The following is a 13,252-nucleotide window of genomic DNA, read 5'->3' on the forward strand; positions in this document are numbered from 1 at the left end:
ACACAATCCTTAATTGCTAGCTCACTTGTATCACGGTCATGGGCGGGGTCAGCGAACAGGCGGTCGGTGATTCTGAACGGGCGACGCAGCTGACGCTCAAGATCTGGCATCCAAACTGCTGGACGTTGGAGACGACCGCAGCGGTCGACGCAGGGTTGATCGCCCACAGCGTCCACGAAATCGACGACATGGTCAACGCCCGGGTGACCGCCTACGCCGACGAGCACGACCACATCGACGCGCTCGTCACGGAGATCGCCGAGTCCGAACTGACGGAGCGCGTCGAGCGAGTGCACAACTACTTCAATCCCAACCTCGGGACGGAGGCGGCGGGCAACGTCACCGAGGAATTGCTGGTCAGGTACGAACCCGCGAACAGTATCCATGACGCGTTCCTCTCCCGCGGATTCATCCCGGACGAGGAGATTCGCATCTCGGACGGCTACGAGTACTGGACTGTCATCGTGACGGCGTCTAGGCAGACGATTCAGGATCGTCTCGACGAGGTTCGCCGGAAGATGGACGCCGAAATCACCGTCCAGGGGATGAAATCGCCCGCGACGGAGTCGGCCGTATCCAAGACGAGAGACCGCCTCTCCGAGCGCCAACGGGAAATCTTCGAGCTCGCCCGGCGCCGCGGCTACTACTCTTGGCCGCGAGAGACCTCCGCCACGGAACTCGCCGAGGAGCTCGACATCACCAAGCCCACCCTGCTTGAACACCTCCGGAAAGCCGAAGCGAAGCTCCTTGATCCGGAGTTTTGACTGGCGATTCTGTGGATGGAGGAGATGGGCGGGACGGATACCCTTCCATGATAGGCCGTACCTATATACCGGTATATTAGTTCCACACACATGTACTATGTCAAATGCTACCACAGACGGGGACGAGACACTGTTCGAACGGCTTGCTCGGGGTCCGTTCGGCAAGATCGTTCTCCCGGCAATCATCCTCCAGTCAGTGCTCATCGGCGGCGGATACGCGACCGGACGGGAGATCGTCGCCTACGGGGCGAAGTACGGTGCCGCGGGCTGGCTCGCCGTCGTCGGTATCTGGCTCGGGTTCACCGTGATGGCCGTACTCACGTTCGAGCTCGCCCGGACCTTCGAGGTCTACGATTACAAGAACTTCATCAAACAGCTCATCGGCCGGCTGTGGCCGGCGTTCGACTTGCTGTTCCTCGTGATGGCCGTGCTCGTCATCGCTATCATGGCCTCGGCGGCAGGGAACATCATGGAGCAGACCGTGGGAATCCCCTACTTCGTCGGCGTGGGGGCGGTCATTGCCGTCGTCGGCGTCCTCAGCTACGCCGGCGAGACGCTCATCGAGCGGTTCAAGACCGGCGGCACCGCTTTCCTGTACGTGGCCTACCTCGTCTTCGGCGTACTCGTGCTCTCCCAGACGTGGGGCGACGTCACCGCTGTCTTCGCGTCAGGGAACACGTCCTACGTCGACAGCGCCGGCGTCGGCGCGGTGGTGAAATCCGGAATCCTCTATGTCGGGTACAATCTCGTCGTCTTTCCCGCGGTGTTCTTCGCATTGGAACGCCAGCAGAATCGGCGAGAGTCGGTCGTCTCCGGCGTTCTCGCGGGGACGCTGATGACGTTACCGTTCGCGCTGACGTACGTGGCGTTCATGGGGTTCTACCCCGCCGAGAGCGTCATGGGCGCGTCCGTGCCGTGGCTCCCAGTACTCGAGAGCGTCGGCGGGCCCGCCATCATCGCGTTCTATGGGCTTGTCATGGGCTGGACGCTCATAGAGACCAGCGTCGGGCTCATCCACGCGCTCATCGACCGCCTCGACGAGAACATCGACGACGTCGCAGTCGGCCCGCTCGAAGGCCAGACCGGTCTCTCGTCGCTCCAGAGCGGGCTGCTGGCGGTCGGCGTGCTCGTCGGCGCGCTGCTCCTCTCGCGGGTGGGCATCATCGCGCTGGTCGCCCAGGGTTACACGATGATGGCGTACCTCTTCATCGCGCTGTTCGCCGTCCCGCTGCTCACCGTGGGGGTGCTCCGCATTCGTAACCCCGACTGGGGCGAAGACTTTTTCGGAACCGACGAGACGGTTGCCGGTGGGATACGGCCCGACGATTAAGCCGGCTTGGCTTTCGGGAACAACGTAGTAGCAATCTGTTTTGTCCGCGACTCTCGACGGCAATTTCCGATTCGGTCCCGCTAAGGGTCATGTCGCAATTCTTAGCGGGAAGGGGAGATGGTCCCCGTCCTGGGGACCCTTCCATGGGAGGGGGTGAGTTTAGGGAGGCGGTATCCGAACCTCCGTACACGATGAACCTCCGCGAACAGTTCGACGTTCCCGTGCCGACCATCGTCCTTGCCGAAGGCGAGTTCGGCGAGACGGGAGGCAAGACCGCTAACGGCGTGGTCATGCACAGCGAGGTGTTCGACGCCCGGGCGGTGGTCGACACCGAAACCGCCGGACGCACCCCGGCAGATGTCTTGGACAAGCCCGACGCACCGGACATTCCGATTGTCGCGTCCGTCGAGCAGGCCCTCGACGAGGCGCCCGAGGCTGAGGCGCTCGTCATCGGCGTCGCCCCCGCAGGCGGCGATTTGCCCGACGCCTGGGTATCGGACATCGAGGACGCCATCCGCGCGGGCTGCGACGTCGTCTCGGGACTCCACGTGTTCCTCTCGGAGCAGGACCGCTGGCGGGACCTCGCCGATGAGCATGGCGTCCGGTTGTTCGACGTCCGAAAGCCGCCCGCAGATGACGACCTCCGGGTGGGCGACGGATCGGTCGACGAGGTGGACGCGGACGTGGTGCTCACGCTCGGGACTGACTGCGCGGTCGGCAAGCGAACGACGACCTTCGAGCTCTACCGCACCGCGCGCGACGCGGGCCTTGACGCTAGCTGGGTCGCCACCGGCCAGACGGGCATCATGGTCGGGGCCCACGAGGGCGTCGTCGTGGACCGCGTCCCGGCCGACTTCACCGCGGGCGTCGTCGAGGACATGGTGGCCGCGGTCGGAGCCGACCACGACCTCGTGTTCGTTGAGGGACAGGCGTCACTGACGCACCGAGCGTACTCCGGCGTCACGCTCTCAATTCTGCACGGGGCCTGGCCGGACGCGGTCGTCCTCGCCGACGACCCCGACCGCACCGGGCGTACCCACTTCGAGTCGTTCCGCGTCGACGGCGTCGAGAAGGAGGCCCGACTGATCGAGGACCTCTCGGACGCGAACGTGGTCGCCGTCTCAACCTGGGGTGACCCCGCGGTCGAACGTGAGCGCCACGACCTCCCCGTCGCGAACGTCTACGACGAGGGTGGTTCGACAGAACTCCTCACAGAAGTGCGAGAGGGACTCGGTAGCGCCCCTGCAACCGCCGGCAGACAGGATGTGGGCGACAGATGAGCGAGATCGCCTCTGTGTCGATTCGACCGTTCGATCTCCCGCTGAAGGAGCCGTTCGAGATCTCGCTGGGGACGCAGCACGAGGCGTCGAACCTCCTCGTGACGCTTGAAACCGAGTCTGGCGTGACGGGATACGGTGAGGGGTCGCCGATTCCGCCAGTGACTGGGGAGACCCAGGCGGCAGCGATCGAGACCGCCCGAGCCACCGCCGACCTAATCGAGGGACGAGAGGTCGGTAACTACCGGGAACTGGTCGACGAACTCCGGTCGGCGTTTCCGGGAATGGCCTCGGCCCTCTTCGCGGTCGAAACCGCAATTCTCGACGCCTACTGCCGAGAACGCGAGCTACCCCTGTCGGAACTGTTCGGCGGAACGCCCGGCCGCGTCGAAACCGATTTGACGATTCCGATTCTCGAATCCGAGGTTGCTGCCGACCGGGCGGTGTGTGCAGCCGAAGCGGGCTACGAGCAACTGAAGATCAAGACGGGCGGCGACGTGACGACGGACGTCGAACGGGTCGCGGCAGTGGCGGACGTGGCCCCCGACGCTGCCCTAAAGGTTGACGCGAATCAGGGTTGGTCGCCGAAAGAAACCGCCCGGTTCGCTGAGGAACTGCGTACTCGCGGAATTGATCTCGACCTAATCGAACAGCCAGTTCCAGCGTCCGACATCGCCGGCCTCGCGGCGACTCGCGACATCGTCGACGTCCCGATCGCCGCGGACGAGTCGGTGTTCACACCGCAGGATGCAATTCGGGTCGTCCGCGAGGAGGCCGCGGACATCATCAACGCCAAACTCGGCAAATCGGGCCCGCTGGCGGTTGCCGACATCGCGGCTATCGCGGAAAGTTCCCACTTGGATTTGATGATTGGCTGTATGTTAGAGAGTGCAGTCGGGATTCATACCAGCGCTCACATCGTCGCCGGAATCGGAGCGTTCTCCCACGTCGACCTTGACGGAAACCGTCTCCTCGCCGAGGACGTCATCGACGCCAGCGGACCGATTCACCGGATTTCGGGTCCGGGTCACGGCGTGATTCCCATCGAGTGACCTTCTCTAATCGGCTCTTTCCTCCAATTACCGTCGTCGCGTCTTTTATCAATAGCAGTCGGAGCTGCTGATGCCAGCCTGGAACTCCAAAGGTCATTACTACATTGACCTCCTCCCACAGCTGAAGCCGAGGGATTTACGCCTCCCAATAACTATGAAACTGGTCACCGAACCCCAGTCCAGTAAAGCCGTACGAGATTCGAACAGTCACGGCGAGCGAGATACTCGTCTGTCAGCTCAAACCCACGCTCCGCGTTCAGGTCACGACTGCCGACGGAACGATCGGACGAGCCGACGTCCCCGCGGGTCGTTCGACGGGCTCACACGAAACTGTCGAAGTACGCGACGGGGATGACCGCTTCCGCGGGAAGGGCGTTCGTAACGCCGTCGCGAACGTCGAAGACCGATGGTGCTGAGTACTCGCTCTGAACGTACCAGCAGAGGCCGAGTTCCCGAGTCGCTATTACGGATTTCGTTCTGGCCGCTCAATGACTTTGGCGACGGAGATAATTGCATCGACCTCAGGGGGCGTCCCGGTGGCTTCAACTACCTCCGCCGCAGGGTCGTACTCAATGAACTCGATTTCAGCCGCTTTCGGTAACGCATTATGATGGAGTTCGACTTCGATTCGCTCGTATTTGTCCGCCGGAATGGTTCCCGTTGCGCCGTTGGTTTCCCACTCGGCAACTTGCTTTGCGACCTCCTCCACCGATACTGGCCCCTCTTCTTTTTCCAGATAGTACAATGCGTACCGCCGTCGTTCCTTGCTGAGGAGGTCAAATACCTCGTCTAACGATGCCATTCTTCTGTTTTTGCTCTAAACCACGATAGCGATTTCGTCCCAATAAAGCACACCCTGGAAAACAGGTTACTCGATGGATTTGATTCCATCGAGAATCCAACTACATACCTGTACCTTATGAAATGAAACATTCGCACCATGCACCAAGCAATCAGAGCGTGAATCTATCACCGTGTTCGTATCTACTAGCAGAAAAGTCGGTGTGACATTTAACCAGAAGCTAGAAATTACACCTTCAGAAACAGAGCGTCTCCTTGGTGATGGACAGTAATTTGGTATCCGGCATAGTGGAACTGAACCTCGACTTGGGAGTCCGGAGACGGCGGATTATCGAACAACTGAGTCAGGAGATGGTCGATGGTGTCGTATATTGGGGGGAGGTCATTTACATCGGTGTCGTTGAGGTCGGCGATGATCTCCGCCACTTCGCTCAGTGGTTCGTTTCGGTCGGTGTCTAACTCCCGGTGGACAAGACTCCCTTGATCCGCATTCTGTTTCTCCCCCATGGGACAGTGGTAGAGTCCCAATCAGAAAGTCATTGTCCAACGCCTTCGACAGTACTGCCTACTCGGTGAGGGATTTGCACCACGAACGAGTACCGTGGAACTCGTGACTTCCGTCTCGATTTAAGTGCTTCTGGCGACAATGAATAGATACGAAGGACTTCTCGACGGATATCCATTCCCGATAGCGACGCAATTCTGCCTCATGACTCGGTATATGCTGCCAGCCCTGTGTCCGTCCGGTCCGCAAGATACCTCCGGATATCGTTCTCTCGCCAACCCAACGGTGAGAGCACGCTTTCTGCTGCTCGAATCAGTTGGTCGCAGTAGAACTCCACGTCGTAGCGGTGGGCCTCCTCCACCAGCCGAACCTGGTCCCGGGACCGCTTCGTATCGTCGACGACCACGTACTCGACGTTCTGCCCTGGATGGAGGCCCCGACCCATGTCTTCGGCGCGCTCTAGCGCCGCGACCGTCCGCGTCGCGTGCGCGTACTCCTCGGGTGTCTTCGACGTTCGCTGCTCAATCGCCAATTCCACGGGCGACACGGCGCCGTCCCGGAGCTGGCCGAGGTAGTGGTCCAGCCGGTCGCACACTGCCTCCGGGGTCCGGTACTCGTCGAACGTCTCGATGAGGGATTCTTGGGCGTCGGCGATGAACGGCGGGGTACTCCGCTGCCGGCTCTCGATGCCGCGGAACTTGTACTCGTCCTTGCCGGCGATCGATCCGAAGTACTTGGTGAGCGCGCCGGCGTCCGAGTTCCGCATCGGCACGAACGCCACCCAGTCGTAGTTAGCTTCATACTCTAACCGAATCCCCGCGTCCTCCGTGATCTGGTCCGCGAGTTCATCAAGCGGCGTCTGCTTGACGCCGTCCCGGGGCGTCACCCAGATACTATCGACGATGCCGTGAACCACTCGCCAACCCCCGTCTTCCAGTGCTATCTTTGCGTCAAGTAGGAGCTCGCGGGCGAAGGCGTTGATTGCCTCGTGGCATTCGATACGCCCGAACTTCGCGTTCGAGAACCCCTGGTAGCCGAAACACGAGACGAGAATCCACTTGATCGCTCCCGACTGGCCTTCCAGTTCGGCGAGTCGCTCGGGGTCGTCCGTCTTGCGGATCTCGGCCTTGATGTCGTCACGGGCGTCGATGAGCGGCTGCAGGACGTCCGGCAGATACCCGCGGTCGTCACAAATCGAGTACCCCAGGCCCGGCACGTCTTCCCGGTCGCTGTGGCAGTCGCACCGAATCTTCTCCGGCGAGATGTTGTACTGGCAAATGATGTTTGGGTAGAGCGACGAGAAGTCGAGTTCGTGGACGTCTTCGTGAACGCCGACGTCGGGCGCGAACGTGAACCCGCCGCGGTCGGCGTCGTTCAGCTGGCGCATCGTCTTGAACTGCTCGGGGCGCCACGCCTGCCACGGCACCAGGACTCCCCGTGAGAGAGCTTCCTGTATCTGGATGGCGGTCAGGACGTTCCCGATCGATGCCCACGAGAGCTCCTGCAGGGGCTTGCCCGACCGCCGGACGAGGTCGATACAGCCCTCGAGGTTCGTCTCCCGGTAGAAGAACGTGTTCGACCGGTCGAGCAGCACCCGCCCTGGAACGTTGTATCGGGCGGGCGAGTGGCCGACTCGCCCGTAGCTCGTGTACGTCGACGCGCTGGCGAGTTGCTGGAACCCGGGCCGCCGGCCGAGTTGGAGGTCGTAGTCCAAGCGATCTGCGAGCCCGTGGAGCTCCGCGAGCAGGGCCGCAGAGTCGACGACCAACACGTCGGGGTCCTCGCGCTGGACGTGCTCCTCGACGCGGCGCACGGTACGCTCTGGTGACCGCCCTACGGTTTCTCCGCCAACCTGGAGTTCGGGCACGTCGAGTCCGTCGAACTCGTGTGCGGGCCCGCTGACGGCGAGCGTGGTCACCTCGCGTTCGGGCGCCGGCGAGCAATCCTGTTCGAGGCAGTACCGGAACTCCCGCGAGAAGTCGACGTTGAAACATTGGTACTCGCCGGGGTCGCCCCACTCCCGTATCCATCGCGCGATCTGGGTCACCTCGTCGATGCTTGTACAGTCGACCCGAAGCATCTCCTCGGCGTCGTAGCGAAACCCTGGCCGCCACTCCTCAATTGCGGTCCGAGCGACTGTCGGGAACTGTTCGAGGACTTCTTGCGCGTCGGTCACCGACGCTTCGTCGCCCTCGCGACGGCCGACGTAGAGCGATGGCGTGTAGTCGAACACGCGCTCGCTCGCGGCGCCGTCGGCGGTCAGCGTCCACTCGACGACTTCGCCGTCGATGAAATCGATCTTGTAGGGCATCCTCCTCCTACTTCGGCCCTGCACTGCTGTCGCTGTCGGAGCTGTCGGCTTGCGTTCCCTCCAACTCTGCTTCAAGGTCTTCGATGCGCTGTTCGTGTGCGAGGATCATCGAGAAGAGGACGACTACCATCGGGTTCTGGTGGTTGAGGTAGCCGCCGGCGTCGGCGTACTGGCGGGCGTCCTCCCAGAGCCGGTCGAACCGATGCTGGTCAGGCCGGCGCAGCGCTCGCCGGTAGTCCTGCCAGCTGTCCTCGAGCGACCGGAGGACGTCCCGGTAGGTCGGGTTAGTACGCCCCATCGATGGTCACCTCCGGCGCGGGGGTTGCGGTCGTTTCGCTCGCGGTGACGCGGGCTTCCAGCACGCGCCGCCAGAACGCAATCGTCGTCTGGACAGTCCCATCCTCCAGCGGGTAGACCAGGGTCTCGAAGTCGTCGCCAACGAACCGAGGGCCGAACTTGGTCTGTTCGCACCGGATCGTCTCCTCGGCGGCCGCCGCCAGTGGTTCCGAGAACGAGTCTCGCCGCGAGCGCGTAACGAGGACCGAGACGTCGTGTTCTTGGGTGACAGTCGCGATGGTCGCGAGCGCTCGGAGCATGAGGTCTTCGCCTTCGTCGGCGTACGTTTCGGTGTCGCGGTAGAAGCGGTCGAACCCCGGACAGACGACGAGGGAGGTGTCTTTGTCGACGTGCTCGGGCAGGGAGCGAACGAGGGTGTAGTGCTGGTGGGCGGTGAACCCGCGGGCGACTTGGACACGGTCGAGCGTGCGGGGGCTCGGCGCGAGCGATGCGAGCGACTGCGAGACTGCGTGGCCGCCGGCGTCGACCCAGACGGCGTTGCCGTCGTTCATCAGGAGGTGATCGAGAACGAGCGAGTGCAGCGGGCCGGTCGCTCGTTCGTCGTCTTCCGTGTCGAGAAGTTGGATACCGGATGCTAGTTCGGGGAGTTCCGGCATCTGCTCGGTGTTGGTTACCCCACCGGTCTGGCCTCTCTGTTTCATACTCGGTACTACTCGGACGAATCGCATAAGCGTCGGCGCGGCGTTTCCAGAAGTTCCAGAACTAGGGTGATTACCGGAATGTAGCGGTTTGAGGGTGGCTCTTCAGACAACAGTGGGATTTCCAGAACTCTCCAGAAGGTGTCTAGTCTGATTTCTGAACCTGAAACTCAATCTGATTGGTGGGCCCCTAATTCGACGGCTTCTCTCGGAACGACCGATCCCAACACTGCGAGCACACCGCGCGCTGGATGTCGGAGAACTCTACATGCTCCACGTCCTCGTCCGAGACGTCTCGGAGCTCGGGACAGTCGTGGAAGATGTGAGCCGTCTGTTGGCGTTCCCACGTAACCCAGACCCTCATAGCGGGGGTTCTACGACCGGGGTGTTAGGCGTTTCCCGGTGCCTTCAAACGGAGCTCGTTTCATCAAGTCAGAAGCCCGAGACGATTAGTATGTGGCGCCAATTACGTGATACTCGTCCCATCAACCAGCGCAATCAAGAATCGCGAGACCGTGACGGTACCTCTATCACGTCTCCGCACTCGGTGCATTCCAACGCAGTCGGGCGAAACAGTCCCGGGTGAACGTACCAGGTCTCGCACCCGCAGTCGCACTCGTAGTATTTCGAGTCCATCCTCCGTGAGACGACGCGAACGAGTAACAAGCTTTCTGACGTTCTAAGTACGTTTCAGGGCAACTTAGTACGACAGCACTTTTTGATTCTCGCGTTGACCACCACCGAATGAGTCTGGAAGAGAAGCTGTTGAACAAAATGAATCCGGGGGAGCCCTATACTGCGATTGAACTTGCCGACATGGTTGAGGAATCCCAGCCGACGGTCAATAAAACGCTCAAGCAGTTAGCTGAGAGTGGCAGGCTCGTCCGGAAAGAACATTCGGACCGAGTTATCACGTACCGGCAGCCAAAGTGATTGCACAGTCCGTTTCAGGCACCGTGCTGCTAACTCCTGTTAGGTGGCAAATTCGTCGAAGCCGACCTGCTTGCCGATATCGATTTCCTCGATGACCTCTGCGGATTCGTTAGCAGGGTTGTTCACTCGTTTCGAGACGGGATACGCTCGGAGTGTGTCCGGTGTGTACGGGTCAAGGACGCTTTGGAGCTCGTCGGGGTCGTCGGCCGTCAACCATGTCTCTTCGTCGCTACGTTCGAGCATCACGGGCATCCGGTCGTGGATGGGTTCGACGACGTCATTGGCGTCGGTCGTGATGATGGTCACGGTCTCCCGGACGTCTTCTTGAGATTCTCCCCAGGTCTCCCAAAGCCCGGCGAACGCGAACGGTTGGTCGTCGACGCGAGTGATCCGGTAGGGTTGTTTCGATCCGTGTTGGCCTTTCCACTCGTAGAAGCCGTCGGCGAGTATCAGACACCGTCGCTTCTCGAAGGCGTCGCGAAACATCGGCTTGTCGGCGACGGTCTCGGCGCGGGCGTTGATCGGAGTCGGTGAGTCCTCGGGGTCGTCGACCCACGAGGGGAGCAGGCCCCACTCGAACTGCGTGATTTCGTCGCTGGCGTCGTTGGTGATGGTCGCGAGAGTGTCGCTTGGTGCGATGTTGTACCGAGGTGTGATGGGTTCGACCGCAGTCGCGTCAAAGCGGTCCTCGAGGATCGACTGGGGGACGAATAGCGAGGTCCGGCCACACATAGCTCGCTCTACGAACTGGCCCTTAATAGTATCTTGCTCGGTTTATAGTAGACCGGAGTGACGGTCGAATTACCGCCAATATAATCTTGCAAAGATTGCCGTTACGCCATTATCTAAATAGAGAGAAGATTCCAGGCACAAAAGCAGTGTAACTGTATTCCCGTTCATGACAGTGTTAGCAACCGGAACACACTTCCTACCTTTATCTTGCATCCAACCATCTCTGCGAATATGGCAACTGAGAACACCGGTGCACAGGCCCTAAGAGACGATGACGAGGTCTACAAACGGTTCCTCGCCACCCTCACTCAACACGGCATCTCTCGGACTGGTGCCAGCGTCCTTCTCGCCCAGCTTTTCGGAGGTACGGAAAAACGGCGTGGTGGTCAACCCGTCCGCGGCGATCTCCACATCGCCTACACTGCTGGGGAGGACGTCAATATCCCTGGACTTGTCAACCACCTCACTGAGCTTCATCCAAACGGAAAACGCGCGAACGCCTCAAACGCAACCTACACCGGACTCGTCGGTACCGTCCGGAGTAAAGGTCCGAACGCCGGCTGGTTTCTCGACAACGGAGCCCTTACAGACTCATCCACTAGCTATCTCGCGATCCAACATCCACACGATCTCGACGACAGAACCACAAACTCACTCATCGAAGGAATTGGCTCGGGCGGCATCAGTATCAGTAAGAAAGGATTCCACGACACAGTGGATATGACGGCGTCCGTACTACTGATTGATACCCCAACGTCTGGTGAATGGGATGAGTATGGCTGGCTAAAAGAGCAAGCAGAAACCGTTCCTCAGTCCTTGGCATCCACACTCGATCTCATCTACGCTGACGTGGATGGCCTCCAAGAACCGGTTACCGCCGAACCGATCGAACCAGACACGGCACGAGAGTATATCACGGACGCACAACAGTACACGCCCGTCATCGAGCAAGCCGTTGAAAGCCAGCTATTTGAAGCGTTGGTGGAGATTCACGTCGAATCGCTCGGTGAGGATTCCGTACCACAACAGGGAAAAGACACACTACATAGGCTTTCCGAGGCGTGTGCGCGTATCCGGCATGATGACGATGTGCTACCTGTGGATGCCGACCGCGCCATCCAAATGTACCGTCGGCCGTACGAAGTCATGTACGGCATCGACAACGAGCCAAAGAACTTGTCGGACGAGCAAATCGACACCGCTATTCAAGGGTATGTATCGGAAGAAACGAAAAAGAAGCGTCGGGTCCGACAGATGTTTTCACGCCGAGAGCCAGGAGATGCAATTGATGAGGATGCGATTATCGAGAAAGGCGCCGAGAAGGGGCTGTCGAAACGTGAAGTGTTGGTGATTCTCGGTGAATTGAAAGGGAAAGGTGAGATCGCAGAGTCGCGGAACGGCGGTTGGTACGACATCACATAGTAGTTGATTGCATAGATGCTTTGTTCAGAATCGTCGCTGCACACCTCGCGTAAGAGAGAACGTCAGCACTGTTGCTTACTCGATATGCTCGAACGACTCTGAGACGGACCGATACGTCCGGTCACGGCTCGTCCCTGCTGCTTCGATGACGTCATATTGGTCCATCTTGGAGAGATAGTTGCGGACCGTCCGGTTGGTCTTTGGGTCGTCGACGCGTTGTTCATACTTCTCGTAGAGGTCGCTCGGCGAGATCGCCTCGTGCTCTTCGATGATCTGGTAGAGGGTCCGCTGGTGGTGGGTAAGCGTCTCGAGGTCCTTCTCGTGGCGTTCCACACGAGCTTCTGGAATCGCGGCTTCGACAACCTCGTCCGTAATCTCGGTGAGGTTCTGCCGTTGTGCTTGCCGAGCGGCGGTTCGAAGGATACTGAGCGCAACCCGGGCATCTCCGCCGGCGGCGTCGGCAATCGTCTCGAGTTGGCTGTCGGAAATCACGCCCTCTTCAAGCCCCCACTTGGCACGCGCATTTAGGATAGAGATGAGTTCACCGGCGCTGTACCGGTCGAACCGGACGCGCTCGCTGCCGGTGAGCCGGCTGGTGAGGCGTTCGCCGGCGGTCGCGAACAGGTCGCGCTCGCGGTTGGCGATCAGCAGCATCGAGAAATGGGAGAGCTCGTGAAGATGGTAGAGTAGACGTTTGTCCTCCAACTGGTCGACTTCGTCGAGGATGACGACGCAGGGCGAGCCGTCGTACTGGCGGAGCCGCTCGAACAGTTCGTCGCGGGGCGTCGATTGGCGGTGGATGTCGACGGTCTTGCCGAGGCCCTCGAGGATTCGGTAGATGGTGCGGAACTCGGAGAAGTTCTGCCAGCAGTTGACGTACTGGTACTCGACGTCGAGGACCTCCTGGCGAAGCTGTTCGGCAGTGTACTTCGCCAAGCAGGTTTTCCCGACGCCTGAGGGGCCGAGCAGGAGGGTGGTGTCGGCGGGCTCGCCGTTGGTGAGCGGGGCGAGAATTTCGGTTAGATGGGTGACTTCGGCGTCGCGATGCTCGACTTCGCGGGGGACGAACCCTGTCCGGAGGACGCGAGCATCAGTTATCACAGATAGCCGTATCAGGACGATGGTACTTA

At 60.5% G+C, this 13,252-nt stretch carries 14 protein-coding genes; 7 read left to right on the forward strand and 7 right to left on the reverse strand.

The window, feature by feature from the left end:
* Positions 1-38: 38 nt before the first annotated feature.
* From ACQUQF_RS22220 to ACQUQF_RS22240, 5 genes are all read left to right on the forward strand, one after another.
* Positions 39-764 (forward strand): helix-turn-helix domain-containing protein, encoded by a 726-nt coding sequence (locus tag ACQUQF_RS22220; protein ID WP_435181427.1) that lies wholly within the window; start codon positions 39-41, stop codon positions 762-764.
* Between the two features lie 97 nt (positions 765-861).
* On the forward strand, positions 862-2,094 hold the full coding sequence (locus ACQUQF_RS22225; RefSeq protein ID WP_435181429.1) for a YkvI family membrane protein: 1,233 nt from the start codon (positions 862-864) through the stop codon (positions 2,092-2,094).
* A 191-nt stretch (positions 2,095-2,285) separates the two neighbouring features.
* Entirely contained in the window at positions 2,286-3,374 is a 1,089-nt protein-coding gene (locus ACQUQF_RS22230; RefSeq protein ID WP_435181513.1) for a DUF1611 domain-containing protein, read from the forward strand.
* Positions 3,371-4,423: a dipeptide epimerase gene (locus tag ACQUQF_RS22235; RefSeq protein WP_435181431.1), complete on the forward strand. Its 1,053-nt coding sequence runs from the start codon at positions 3,371-3,373 to the stop codon at positions 4,421-4,423. The genes ACQUQF_RS22230 and ACQUQF_RS22235 overlap by 4 nt, the downstream gene beginning before the upstream one ends.
* 197 nt (positions 4,424-4,620) lie before the next feature.
* Positions 4,621-4,839, forward strand: a complete 219-nt coding sequence (locus tag ACQUQF_RS22240) for a hypothetical protein (RefSeq protein WP_435181514.1) — start codon at positions 4,621-4,623, stop codon at positions 4,837-4,839.
* A gap of 47 nt (positions 4,840-4,886) precedes the next feature.
* Here the strand turns inward: ACQUQF_RS22240 and ACQUQF_RS22245 are convergent, their stop codons facing one another.
* The 5 genes from ACQUQF_RS22245 to ACQUQF_RS22265 form a co-directional block, all read right to left on the reverse strand.
* Positions 4,887-5,225, reverse strand: a complete 339-nt coding sequence (locus ACQUQF_RS22245; RefSeq protein WP_435181432.1) for a DUF7344 domain-containing protein — start codon at positions 5,223-5,225, stop codon at positions 4,887-4,889.
* Positions 5,226-5,452: 227 nt separating this feature from the next.
* Positions 5,453-5,731 (reverse strand): HalOD1 output domain-containing protein, encoded by a 279-nt coding sequence (locus tag ACQUQF_RS22250; RefSeq protein WP_435181433.1) that lies wholly within the window; start codon positions 5,729-5,731, stop codon positions 5,453-5,455.
* A 200-nt stretch (positions 5,732-5,931) separates the two neighbouring features.
* A complete protein-coding gene (locus ACQUQF_RS22255) occupies positions 5,932-8,040 on the reverse strand; it encodes a type B DNA-directed DNA polymerase (protein ID WP_435181434.1) in 2,109 nt (702 codons plus the stop codon).
* Between the two features lie 7 nt (positions 8,041-8,047).
* Positions 8,048-8,338, reverse strand: a complete 291-nt coding sequence (locus ACQUQF_RS22260; RefSeq protein WP_435181435.1) for a hypothetical protein — start codon at positions 8,336-8,338, stop codon at positions 8,048-8,050.
* The gene (locus ACQUQF_RS22265) at positions 8,325-9,038 is read right to left on the reverse strand and encodes a hypothetical protein (protein WP_435181436.1); all 714 of its coding nucleotides are present in this window, start codon (positions 9,036-9,038) and stop codon (positions 8,325-8,327) included. Before ACQUQF_RS22265 ends, ACQUQF_RS22260 begins: the two co-directional genes overlap by 14 nt.
* Before the next feature lie 741 nt (positions 9,039-9,779).
* On the opposite strand from ACQUQF_RS22265, the gene ACQUQF_RS22270 reads away from it, so the two are divergent.
* Positions 9,780-9,968, forward strand: coding sequence for a hypothetical protein (locus ACQUQF_RS22270; protein WP_435181437.1), 189 nt, complete (start codon positions 9,780-9,782; stop codon positions 9,966-9,968).
* A gap of 39 nt (positions 9,969-10,007) precedes the next feature.
* On the opposite strand, the gene ACQUQF_RS22275 is transcribed toward ACQUQF_RS22270, so the two are convergent.
* The gene (locus ACQUQF_RS22275; protein WP_435181438.1) at positions 10,008-10,700 is read right to left on the reverse strand and encodes an SOS response-associated peptidase; all 693 of its coding nucleotides are present in this window, start codon (positions 10,698-10,700) and stop codon (positions 10,008-10,010) included.
* A 231-nt stretch (positions 10,701-10,931) separates the two neighbouring features.
* On the opposite strand from ACQUQF_RS22275, the gene ACQUQF_RS22280 reads away from it, so the two are divergent.
* Positions 10,932-12,122 carry a hypothetical protein gene (locus ACQUQF_RS22280; RefSeq protein WP_435181439.1) on the forward strand — a complete coding sequence of 397 codons (1,191 nt, stop codon included), beginning with the start codon at positions 10,932-10,934 and terminating at the stop codon, positions 12,120-12,122.
* A gap of 75 nt (positions 12,123-12,197) precedes the next feature.
* Here the strand turns inward: ACQUQF_RS22280 and ACQUQF_RS22285 are convergent, their stop codons facing one another.
* On the reverse strand, positions 12,198-13,223 hold the full coding sequence (locus tag ACQUQF_RS22285) for a Cdc6/Cdc18 family protein (RefSeq protein WP_435181440.1): 1,026 nt from the start codon (positions 13,221-13,223) through the stop codon (positions 12,198-12,200).
* Between the last annotated feature and the right edge of the window lie 29 nt (positions 13,224-13,252).

It is taken from the genome of Halorussus sp. AFM4, assembly GCF_051194995.1.
Lineage (GTDB): Archaea > Halobacteriota > Halobacteria > Halobacteriales > Haladaptataceae > Halorussus.